10 protein-coding genes are annotated in these 10,655 nt (G+C 46.1%); 2 read left to right on the top strand and 8 right to left on the bottom strand.

What is annotated here, in order from left to right; all coding sequences use genetic code 11:
* Positions 1-215: 215 nt before the first annotated feature.
* From fre to trxA, 6 genes are all read right to left on the bottom strand, one after another.
* Positions 216-929 (bottom strand): NAD(P)H-flavin reductase, encoded by a 714-nt coding sequence (gene fre, locus V1U08_RS22655; RefSeq protein WP_330471459.1) that lies wholly within the window; start codon positions 927-929, stop codon positions 216-218.
* A gap of 14 nt (positions 930-943) precedes the next feature.
* Positions 944-1,213 carry a 2Fe-2S iron-sulfur cluster-binding protein gene (locus tag V1U08_RS22650; protein WP_014233345.1) on the bottom strand — a complete coding sequence of 90 codons (270 nt, stop codon included), beginning with the start codon at positions 1,211-1,213 and terminating at the stop codon, positions 944-946.
* Positions 1,210-3,063: a 4-hydroxy-3-polyprenylbenzoate decarboxylase gene (ubiD, locus tag V1U08_RS22645; protein ID WP_330471458.1), complete on the bottom strand. Its 1,854-nt coding sequence runs from the start codon at positions 3,061-3,063 to the stop codon at positions 1,210-1,212. The genes V1U08_RS22650 and ubiD overlap by 4 nt, the downstream gene beginning before the upstream one ends.
* A gap of 95 nt (positions 3,064-3,158) precedes the next feature.
* A complete protein-coding gene (locus V1U08_RS22640; RefSeq protein ID WP_020333381.1) occupies positions 3,159-4,154 on the bottom strand; it encodes a hypothetical protein in 996 nt (331 codons plus the stop codon).
* A 108-nt stretch (positions 4,155-4,262) separates the two neighbouring features.
* On the bottom strand, positions 4,263-5,522 hold the full coding sequence (rho, locus tag V1U08_RS22635) for a transcription termination factor Rho (protein ID WP_005378757.1): 1,260 nt from the start codon (positions 5,520-5,522) through the stop codon (positions 4,263-4,265).
* Between the two features lie 195 nt (positions 5,523-5,717).
* Positions 5,718-6,044, bottom strand: coding sequence for a thioredoxin TrxA (trxA, locus tag V1U08_RS22630; RefSeq protein ID WP_014233348.1), 327 nt, complete (start codon positions 6,042-6,044; stop codon positions 5,718-5,720).
* Between the two features lie 111 nt (positions 6,045-6,155).
* Here trxA and rhlB point away from each other — a divergent pair, with 111 nt between their 5' ends.
* A complete protein-coding gene (gene rhlB / locus V1U08_RS22625) occupies positions 6,156-7,469 on the top strand; it encodes an ATP-dependent RNA helicase RhlB (protein ID WP_014233349.1) in 1,314 nt (437 codons plus the stop codon).
* Between the two features lie 18 nt (positions 7,470-7,487).
* Positions 7,488-8,981 carry a guanosine-5'-triphosphate,3'-diphosphate diphosphatase gene (gppA, locus tag V1U08_RS22620; RefSeq protein WP_014233350.1) on the top strand — a complete coding sequence of 498 codons (1,494 nt, stop codon included), beginning with the start codon at positions 7,488-7,490 and terminating at the stop codon, positions 8,979-8,981.
* Positions 8,982-9,174: 193 nt separating this feature from the next.
* Here the strand turns inward: gppA and V1U08_RS22615 are convergent, their stop codons facing one another.
* Together V1U08_RS22615 and V1U08_RS22610 are read right to left on the bottom strand one after the other, a co-directional pair.
* Complete coding sequence (locus V1U08_RS22615; protein ID WP_014233351.1) at positions 9,175-9,843, bottom strand: 7-cyano-7-deazaguanine/7-aminomethyl-7-deazaguanine transporter; 669 nt, start codon at positions 9,841-9,843, stop codon at positions 9,175-9,177.
* 504 nt (positions 9,844-10,347) lie between these two features.
* Positions 10,348-10,653 carry a DUF3630 family protein gene (locus V1U08_RS22610; RefSeq protein WP_014233352.1) on the bottom strand — a complete coding sequence of 102 codons (306 nt, stop codon included), beginning with the start codon at positions 10,651-10,653 and terminating at the stop codon, positions 10,348-10,350.
* Between the last annotated feature and the right edge of the window lie 2 nt (positions 10,654-10,655).

Here is a 10,655-nt window from a genome sequence, read left to right as displayed (position 1 = left end):
TCAACTAATTTTTCGTAGAAGCTTTTTACCTCTCCGACCCTGCTGAAGCCTTATCGCGTCTGCCGTGTCGGTGGATGGGCATTATAGGGAGTTACGATTGGAGCGCAACCCTTTTTTAGAAAAAAAACCAAAAAAACGAACACTCGATGATTATTTAATCAAAAACGCAAAAAAGAGGGTAATAAACCCTCTTTTTCATCGCATAAAAGCCGTATTTAAATGAAAGCGTACGCGTCTGCGTACATACGTTCGCTTTTGGCTTTCTTATTTTGAGTAAACTGTTCTCGAGCTGCGCCCGCCATTTCAAAGCGACCAGCAATATAGATATCATAGTCTTCCAGACTTTCGAAATCGTCACTGACTGCTTGAAGCACGTTTCCAACTTTACCTTGCCACTCAGCGGGAGCGTCTTCTACTACAGGAATAAAGTGCACGTTCGAAAACTTCTCTGAGATAGCGATAAGTTCATCTTTTGCGTATAACTGGCTTTCGTCACGAGCACCCCAGTATAAGTAGATTTCATTAGTCTTATTCTGTGCAACACAATGATCTAAGATCGAGCGTACGTAACTGAATCCTGTACCACCAGCGATCAGTAATAAAGAACGCGCACTATCTTCTTGAATCCAAGCGTCTCCATGAGGCGCATCAATTTCAATATCATCACCCGATTCTAATGCCGCTTTCATCGATTCTACGACTTCTATTGCGTAAGCGTTATGTTCTGCCGCACCAATGTGCAATTCCAGCTCACCTTCATGTCGGCAAGGGCTACTTGCGATAGAAAACGGGCGCTTGTCTTTCTCGCCCATCACAACCATAAGGTATTGGCCAGCTTTGAAAGACACTGGTGATTCTGGGTGAAGTAGAATTTGATAAGTATTACAAGCTAACGGCTGAATAGACTTTACTTTACATTGGATGGTCATGATGTCCCTCTCGCTTACTCATCAAAAGTAAGCACTAAATTACTTTCTGTATAGGCTTGGCAAGGAAATATCCAACCTTGCTGCTGTTCTTTGTCGGTTAACATGGGTTCCAGATGATAACTCACCTCGCCCGTTACCTTTTTACACATACACATGGCACAAGCGCCAACTCGGCAACGATGTGGGAAGCGAATATTATTGTTGAGCGCAGCTTCCAACACCGTCTCCCCAGCTTCAACCTCAAATGATATGTTTATAGGAAGAAGGAGGACTGTATGACTCATAGAATACCTAACTGGTCCCAAATCTCATCAATTTTAGCGACAAGTTTAGGATCTTTCTTAATTGGGATACCCCACTCGCGCGTTACCTCAGACTCAAACTTATTGGTCGCATCGAGCGCTAGTTTCGAACTGCTCGACGAGCTTCCCCGAAGTTGAATCGTATCTCTATCAGGATCCATGCGAGTCGTTACTGCCCAAATAATATCATTCCAATCCCGTGCATTAACGTCGTCATCACATAAAATGATGAACTTAATGTCTGTGTAGTCGGCAAAGTATGCCCACAGACTTTCAAGCAATGCATGGGATTGACCCGCTTCGTCTTTCTTCATTGTTACCACAGCGAACTGGTTGTTTGCCGTCGGAGGTAGATAGATATCGACAATGTCCGGACGAAGGGCTTTTAGTGAGTCTAAGTCTTCTTGAGTGATCGGTTTGCTCTCTGAAGGATTGACTTGCGTGCGAGTCGCCAACTCCGCTTCCCATTTTATGGTCGCATCGAGTCCCATTTTGGAGCCCAAACCAACAACCGGAGAAGCAAAATCCAGTGAGTCTATCGGCGTGTTATCAATCATTACCGTATCACGCACTGGGTCCATATGCTCAGACATGGCTTTCACCACGTCATTCCAGTCACGCGCATTTACCGACTCATCACACACAATCACAAACTTGGTGTACATAAACTGGCGTAAGAAAGACCAGACGCCCATCATGACGCGTTTCGCATGTCCCGGATATTGCTTCTTCAACGTCACGACCGCCATACGGTACGAACAACCTTCTGGCGGCAGATAGAAATCTTCTATCTCAGGAAACTGCTTTTGCAGAATAGGCACAAATACTTCGTTCAGTGCCACGCCCAGAACGGCGGGCTCATCGGGCGGACGGCCAGTGTAAGTGCTGTGATAAATTGGATCTTTACGCATGGTGATATGAGTAATGGTAAAGACATGATGCTTTTCTTTTTCGTTGTAGTAGCCAGTGTGATCGCCATACGGGCCTTCATCCGCAAACTCAGTCGGGTCGATGTAGCCTTCCATCACAATTTCCGCACTCGCTGGCACTTCCAGTTCGTTACTGATGGATTTGACGACTTCCGTTTTGCTGCCACGCAATAAGCCAGCAAAAGCATATTCTGATAACGTATCAGGTACTGGCGTTACCGCACCGAGAATAGTCGCAGGGTCCGCACCGAATGCCACCGAGACTGGGAATGGTTTCCCTGGATTGGTCTCCATCCAGTCACGAAGGTCTAACGCGCCACCACGGTGGGCAAGCCAACGCATGATGATTTTGTTTTTAGCGATTTTCTGCTGGCGGTAGATACCGAGGTTTTGGCGTTTTTTATTCGGCCCTTTGGTAACCGTCAAACCCCACGTCAATAATGGTGCTACGTCTTCTGCCCAGCAGCTCATCACCGGAATCTTATCCAAATCGACTTCGTCACCCTGCCACACGATTTCTTGGCAAGGCGCCTTACGCAGACGCTTAGCTGGCATATTCAAGACTTGCTTAAAGACAGGCAGCTTTTCTAGCGCATCTTTGAAGCCTTTTGGCGGCTCAGGCTCTTTGAGATAAGCCAACAGTTTACCGACTTCACGCAGTTCTTTTACGTCTTCACGTCCCATACCAATCGCGACCCTTTCCGGGGTGCCGAACAGGTTGGTTAAAACCGGAACATCGTAACCAATAGGGTTTTCGAATAATAATGCAGGACCACCAGCTCGCAGAGTACGATCGCTGATCTCTGTCATTTCATAAGCGGGATCAACAGGGTGAGTAATGCGCTTGAGTCGACCTTTCTGCTCCAGGTGATCAATATATTCGCGTAAATCCTTAAAACTCATAGGCCTTCATGACTACTGACTGATTAAACTTTTCGCAGTATAACAAATAGGAGGACACTAAGGTCCTCCTATTTTGTGTGGGTATAAGGATTGTATTACTGCAACACTTGCTCTATTTGACGGGCTTTAACCTGATAATTCCCCGTCACTAACTCTTTAAGCCAGCTTTGGTGGCCCTGTTGCGCTAACTCCCTCGCCACCAATGTTGCTTCTTCAGACAAAGCCATCTTAGTGATTAAAAACTGTTTCACTTCGGGGCTTAATGGATTCGCTTTGGTTAAAAGACCGATAGCATAAGGTTTGAGCGTTGGATTCACCGTTGAGTTCATTAACTGCTGCAATGAAAAAGCATCGCCTGCTTCTGCTAATCTCTCCAGCTCGGCATGGCTGTTGTAGTCCGCACGCATTCGCCACAATAAGTCGTACATCGACTGGTCCTGGCTCACTTGCGCTAAACGAGCAATGACGGCGGTGGACGGTAACCAACTGGTCACATCTATTTGAGTTAACTGTACGGTTAACGCATTTAACGCGCCGGGAGACAAGCTATCGAGTTCGCGAATCAATAATGCCTCACGAGCCTGTGTTTGTTGTGAAGTTCCTGCGGTTAACCACTGGCTGAGATCGAGCTCTTTTCGCTCCGCTTGTAGAACAAATTCTAGCGTGCTCTGGTCTTGCTTCCAGCGCTTGATCAAGCGGCTTGCAACGGCGGGAAAATTAAAAGCTGGCACAGTGAATTCGTAACCTTCACCACGCTCGAGTACTTGATAAGTGGGAGTAATACGGCTTTGCGATTCAACAAACAGCGCCATACGCGGCGTAAGAATCACGTCTTGCTGTTCTAGTTTTTCGAGTAAGCGGAAACGCACCACCTCTTGTTGAGGTAACGCCAGTCGATTGAGGGAAAATTTAAGCGAGTCAACCTCATCCCTGACAACATATTCTAGAAGTTCAGAGACCTTGGTTTGTATTTGGGTATCCTGAAGCCACTGTTCTACCACTGACTCCTGCATTTCCTTCGCAGGCGCGGTCATAGGTATGGTCACGAGTGACAAACTCAGGAGTAATGACGACAACATTCCTTGTTGCATGTTAACCTCCCGATAACATTAGTCCTCATTTTGAGGCTTCTATCGGTAGAAAGCAATAAAAAAGCCACCATAATTTATGGTGGCTTTTTCAAAATAAGAACTCAGTTGTTACTGACGACGCATCGCATCGAAGAATTCATCGTTCGTCTTCGTCATTGCTAGCTTATCGATGAGGAATTCCATTGCGTCGATTTCACCCATTGGATGAACAATCTTACGCAGAATCCACATTTTCTGCAGTTCGTCAGTCTTAGTCAGTAGCTCTTCACGACGAGTACCTGAGCGGTTGAAGTCAATCGCAGGGAAAACACGCTTCTCTGCAATCTTACGGTTCAGGTGCAATTCCATGTTACCTGTACCTTTAAATTCTTCGTAGATAACTTCATCCATCTTAGAACCAGTATCAACTAGCGCTGTTGCGATGATTGTTAAGCTACCGCCTTCTTCTACATTACGTGCTGCACCGAAGAAACGCTTAGGACGGTGCAGTGCGTTCGCATCCACACCACCTGTTAGTACTTTACCAGATGAAGGTACAACCGTGTTGTATGCACGAGCCAGACGAGTAATCGAGTCAAGTAGGATAACCACATCTTTCTTGTGTTCTACCAAGCGCTTCGCTTTCTCGATAACCATTTCCGCTACTTGAACGTGACGAGATGCTGGCTCATCAAATGTTGAAGCAACCACTTCACCTTTAACCAGACGCTGCATCTCTGTTACTTCTTCCGGACGTTCGTCGATAAGAAGTACCATTAGTTCACACTCAGGGTGGTTATAAGCGATGCTTTGCGCAATGTTTTGCAGAAGCATTGTCTTACCCGCTTTTGGCGGAGCAACAATCAAACCACGTTGACCTTTACCGATTGGCGATGCCAAATCTAGAACACGTGCAGTGATATCTTCTGTAGAACCGTTACCGCGCTCCATTACCATGCGCTCATTCGCATGCAGAGGCGTTAAGTTTTCAAATAGGATCTTGTTACGAGCGTTGTCTGGCTTGTCATCGTTAACCGTGTTGACTTTCAGAAGTGCAAAGTAACGTTCGCCGTCTTTTGGTGGGCGAATTTTACCAGCAATTGAGTCACCTGTACGTAGGTTAAAACGACGAATCTGACTTGGCGATACATAAATATCGTCCGGACCAGCAAGGTATGAACTATCGGCACTGCGTAGGAAACCAAAGCCGTCTTGCAGAATTTCCAGAACCCCATCGCCAAAGATGTCTTCGCCGCCTTTAGCATGCGCTTTTAAAATCGCGAAGATGATGTCTTGTTTTCTTAAGCGCGCTAGGTTCTCTAATCCTAAGCTTTCGCCCAGTTTTACAAGGTCAGACACAGGTCTGTTCTTCAGTTCGGTAAGGTTCATGGTAGTGGATTCTTGTTTAGTCAAAATAAGATCTGTTTTCTAGTTAAGATGGATTTGGTCACAGGATCGACCAAGAAGAGAAATTTGTTCAATTAACGCGCGATAAGTTAGCACTAATTAATATTCTAGTCCAGAGTTAGAAAAACAAAACCGTGCATTGATGGTTGCACGGTTTTATCTGTAATCACTTGGTGATTATATGTTTGCGTCCAAAAACTCTTTAAGTTGAGTTTTAGACAGAGCACCAACTTTCGTTGCCGCTACGTTGCCGTCTTTGAATAGCAGTAGCGTTGGAATGCCACGAATACCAAACTTAGGTGGTGTGCCTGCGTTATGGTCGATGTTTAGTTTACCGATAGTGAGTTTGCCTTCGTACTCTTCAGCGACTTCGTCCAGGATAGGAGCGATCATCTTACAAGGACCACACCATTCTGCCCAAAAATCTACTAATACAGGGCCTGCAGCGTTGATTACATCGTTTTCAAAACCGTCATCAGTTAGCTGCAAAATCTTATCACTCATCTTCCACTCCAATGTGTTTTTCGAAACTGGTTGGATGATAACCAGTAATTTGATGCCCTATTGGAATGTATTTACTTTCGTAATGCAAGCTTTAGCTGATATTCTATAGCCATGAAAAAGACGCATATCACAGAGCAAAAGTTCGCCGATTTGGGGTTAGAGCCCCAAGTTATTGATGGATTGGATAAAAAAGGGTTTGAGTTTTGTACCCCTATCCAAGCCTTGGCGTTGCCGGTACTGCTCACCGGCCAAGACATCGCAGGCCAGGCCCAAACGGGCACTGGTAAAACACTCGCGTTTCTCACTGCAACCTTCAACCACCTAATGACGACACCGGAGCACGAAGGTCGCAAACCAACACAACCACGTGCCATCATCATGGCGCCTACGCGTGAGTTAGCGATTCAGATCTACAATGATGCTGAAACTCTGATTGCAAGCACGGGCCTAAAAGCAGCACTGGCTTACGGTGGTGAAAGCTACGACAAGCAACTGGCTAAGCTACAAGACGGCGTTGATATCCTGATCGGTACCACTGGTCGTATTATCGACTTCTATAAACAGCGCGTATTTAATCTAAACAACATTCAAGCGGTGGTGTTAGATGAAGCCGACCGCATGTTCGATCTTGGTTTTATTAAAGACATCCGTTTCTTGTTCCGTCGTATGCCAGAGCCAAAAGAGCGTTTGAACATGCTGTTCTCAGCAACGCTGTCTTACCGCGTACAAGAACTCGCGTTTGAACACATGCATAACCCAGAACATGTTGTGGTAGAACCAGAGCAAAAAACTGGCCACCGCATCCAGGAAGAACTTTTCTACCCTTCCAACGAAGATAAAATGGCTCTTCTTCAAACACTTATAGAAGAAGAGTGGCCAGATCGTGCGATTATATTTGCTAACACCAAGCACAAATGTGAATCAGTTTGGGGTCACCTGGCGGCAGACGGCCATCGTGTTGGTCTATTGACTGGTGATGTACCGCAGAAGAAACGTGAAAAGATTCTTGAGCAGTTCACTAAAGGTGATGTGGATATCCTAGTGGCGACGGATGTAGCGGCTCGTGGCCTGCATATTCCTCAAGTAACACACGTATTCAACTACGATCTGCCAGACGATTGTGAAGACTACGTACACCGTATTGGTCGTACCGGTCGTGCAGGTGCGAGCGGCAACTCTATCAGCTTTGCTTGTGAAGAGTACGCGATCAACCTACCTGCGATTGAAGAATACATTGAACACACTATCCCTGTATCGGAATATGATGCATCAGCTCTAATTCAAGATCTGCCAGCTCCAATCCGTATGCGTGCACCACGAACGCAACAACGCCGTACGAATACAGGTGGCACTCGCTCTGGTAACCGTAAGCAACAAGGACGTCGTCCTCGTCAGCCACGTCAATCAGCGCCAAAACAATCATAAAGGAATGTTAAGTCGTATATGAGTCAAGCAGGATCATCACCGCTATACGCCGCCATCGACCTCGGGTCGAACAGTTTTCACATGCTCGTTGTGCGTCACATCGATGGCAGCGTTCAAACAATGGCTAAAATTAAGCGCAAAGTTCGTCTAGCGGCGGGCTTAGATGAACATAATTCTCTTAGTATGGAAGCTATGCAGCGAGGATGGGACTGCTTAAGTCTATTTGCGGAACGCTTGCAAGATATTCCTAAACAGAACATTCGTATCGTCGGTACTGCGACATTACGTACTGCGACGAATGTGGATGAGTTTCTCGAGAAAGCACGTCAAATTCTTGGTCATCCGATCGAAGTTATCTCCGGTGAAGAAGAAGCGGCGACTATTTATAAAGGCGTCGCTCATACTTCTGGTGGCAGTGGCCGCCGTCTTGTGGTCGATATTGGCGGTGCCAGCACTGAACTTATCATCGGAGAGGGTTTTGAAGCCAAAGCACTCACCAGTTTAAAAATGGGCTGCGTGACCTGGTTGGAGAACTTCTTCAAAGATCGTCAACTGAATGCTCGTAACTTCGATGCCGCCATAGAAGGTGCAAAACAGACTATCAAGCCGATTTTAGAGCAGTATATCGACTTGGGTTGGGATGTTTGTGTCGGGGCTTCAGGTACCGTTCAGGCGCTACAAGAGATAATGCTGGCACAGGGAATGGACGAAGTAATTACTCACTCCAAACTTAAACGCCTGCAAAAGCAAGCCATGTTAGCCGATCATTTAGAAGAGCTCGACATCGAAGGCCTGACGCTCGAGCGTGCGCTGGTCTTCCCAAGCGGTCTGTCCATTCTGATTGCTGTGTTTGAGTTACTTGAGATAGACGCGATGACACTGGCTGGCGGCGCTCTGCGTGAAGGTCTGGTGTACGAAATGGTCGAAGAATTGCGCCAAAAAGACATTCGCTCACGCACTATCTGCAGTGTTCAAAGTCGTTATCAATTGGATTGCGAGTACGGTGAACAAGTAGCAACCCTTGCAAGTAAGCTATTACAGCAAGCCGGTGGTGATGCGTGGATTGCGGAGCCTCAGGGTGAAGTTCTACTGGAAACCACAGCCAAGTTACATGAAATTGGCTTAACCATCGACTTTAAAAAAGGTGGTGAACACAGCGCTTACTTGCTGCAAAACTTGGATTTACCGGGGTTCACACGCGCACAAAAATTCTTTATTGGTGAGATAGCCCGCCGTTACCGTGAGCAGCTCACTTCATTACCAGAGCAACATGCACTATCTGGTAACAGTGCAAAACGCCTATTGCGCTTATTGCGACTTGCAGTCTTGCTAACTCATCGACGTAATCAAAGCTTAGAGCCTCAAGTGGAACTTTCTGCCGAAGGTGACAACCTGACACTAAGCATTGATGCTAAGTGGTTAGAAGCCAACCCGCTAACCGCCGCAGAGTTGGAAATTGAATCAAACCGCCAGACCGATATTGGCTGGCCATTGACAATTTCAGCGCTCTAACAATGAATTAGTGATAGGTAAAAGGCTCCATTGGGAGCCTTTTTTATTGCCTTAATGATGGTTCTGTACAGCTCAAAGAGCTTTTGGACACCCATGATCTAAATGCTTCCTATGCTGTACATCCCCCTACAAAACACAAAAAAGCCGCTGTTAAAAACAAGCGGCTTTTTGGTATTCGCGGAACGCTTCCTGACTAAGCAGTCGTCGTCACTTTGAAGTCCGGATTCACTGCGGTCAGCTTTTTGATCAGATAATTCAGCAATACACCGTACATAGGAACAAACAAGCCAAGGCTGATCACCAGCTTAAAGCCATAGTCCACCAGCGCAATTTCAGTCCAGTGTTCCGCCATAAATGGATCTGGACTTTGGTAAAATGCGATAGCAAAGAACGCGATGGTATCAAGCGCATTACCAAACAGCGTTGAACAGGTTGGTGCCACCCACCATTGTTTCATCTGGCGCAGGCGATTGAATACATGCACATCCAGAATTTGACCCAATAGGTACGCCATAAAACTCGCCACCGCGATACGCGCCACGAACAGGTTAAATTCTCCTAGGTGTCCAAACCCTTGGAACTGACCTTCAAAGAACACCACTGATAAAAGGTAAGACACGGCCAGCGCTGGTAACATGACTAAGAAAATGATCTTACGCGCTAATCCTGCGCCAAAGATACGTACCGTCAAATCCGTTGCCAAAAAGATAAACGGAAAGGTAAATGCGCCCCATGTGGTATGGAGACCAAAAATCGTAAAGGGTAGCTGAACCAGGTAATTGCTGGATGCAATAATGATCAGGTGAAATAAAACCAGATAAATAAGGGCGTTGCGCTGCTGCGCAGGGGTAAAGTTACTCATGCGATACCTTTTTAGTTTGGTTTGGGGGCGAGGGAACCCAAATCGAGCGCTTTTAAAATAAAAACGACTCTTACCAACAATGTAAAATGAAAAAATAAACTGACTTGGCTCCTAAGAGCTAAGCGGTGGGCGATTATACATTAACCAATTTTGCTCGCAAGCAGTGCTTTTTACGCAAACGTTTATACCCAAGTAACCTCAAGATGCTTAGTTCAGCGAGAATGACTTGGCTTACAGACAAGGCAACGATTTGATGATCTAGTGGTTCTAAATCAAAAATCGTTAACAAAGTATGCAAGCCAAGACAACTCGCCCTTTGGGAGCGTGTCACTGCAACAATTTCATCGTCAAACAACTTGGAAAGAGCTCGCTATTCCACTGCGTCGTTTTCCTTGAACTTGAATCAGTGACACCGCTCTGAATCCTGCATCTTGAAGTCACTTGGCTATATACAAAAAAGGGTGTTTCATGTGAAACACCCTTAACAAGATTATACTGCTTTGTTCAAAATCCGCGTTGAAATAATCCCGCAAGATAATCGAGCTCTTCCCTGCTCTCTTCTACTGCTAGAGCTTCAAACCATATCGCTTCACTGTAGTGTTCTGCCTTCATAAACAGACGGCAACCTTCAAAATCGATAAGCCACGAATGAATATCGGCATCCCACTGCTTCTCGACAACCGAGGCCGACAGCAAGCCTACCAAACGCTCACCCAGCACCGGAAACGTATCCAAATCGAAGCTTGGCGCAGTAATAAGTAAACGACCTTCTTCGGCAATGTATTCAGCAAGGCCAAATTCCTTGTGCATGT

It is taken from the genome of Vibrio sp. YYF0003 (assembly GCF_036350715.1).
GTDB lineage: Bacteria > Pseudomonadota > Gammaproteobacteria > Enterobacterales > Vibrionaceae > Vibrio > Vibrio natriegens.
The sequence above is the reverse complement of the archived record's forward strand: the minus strand, read 5'-3'. Positions and strand labels throughout refer to the sequence as shown.

Excerpts from the sequence above, each read along its gene's own strand:
- ubiD (WP_330471458.1), bottom strand. The coding sequence starts at position 3,063 with ATGAGTTTTAAGGATTTACGCGAATATATTGATCACCTGGAGCAGAAA.
- V1U08_RS22640 (WP_020333381.1), bottom strand. The coding sequence starts at position 4,154 with ATGCAACAAGGAATGTTGTCGTCATTACTCCTGAGTTTGTCACTCGTG.
- rhlB (WP_014233349.1), top strand. The coding sequence starts at position 6,156 with ATGAAAAAGACGCATATCACAGAGCAAAAGTTCGCCGATTTGGGGTTA.
- rho (WP_005378757.1), bottom strand. The coding sequence starts at position 5,522 with ATGAACCTTACCGAACTGAAGAACAGACCTGTGTCTGACCTTGTAAAA.
- V1U08_RS22615 (WP_014233351.1), bottom strand. The coding sequence starts at position 9,843 with ATGAGTAACTTTACCCCTGCGCAGCAGCGCAACGCCCTTATTTATCTG.
- gppA (WP_014233350.1), top strand. The coding sequence starts at position 7,488 with ATGAGTCAAGCAGGATCATCACCGCTATACGCCGCCATCGACCTCGGG.
- V1U08_RS22610 (WP_014233352.1), bottom strand. The coding sequence starts at position 10,653 with ATGCACAAGGAATTTGGCCTTGCTGAATACATTGCCGAAGAAGGTCGT.
- trxA (WP_014233348.1), bottom strand. The coding sequence starts at position 6,044 with ATGAGTGATAAGATTTTGCAGCTAACTGATGACGGTTTTGAAAACGAT.
- fre (WP_330471459.1), bottom strand. The coding sequence starts at position 929 with ATGACCATCCAATGTAAAGTAAAGTCTATTCAGCCGTTAGCTTGTAAT.
- V1U08_RS22650 (WP_014233345.1), bottom strand. The coding sequence starts at position 1,213 with ATGAGTCATACAGTCCTCCTTCTTCCTATAAACATATCATTTGAGGTT.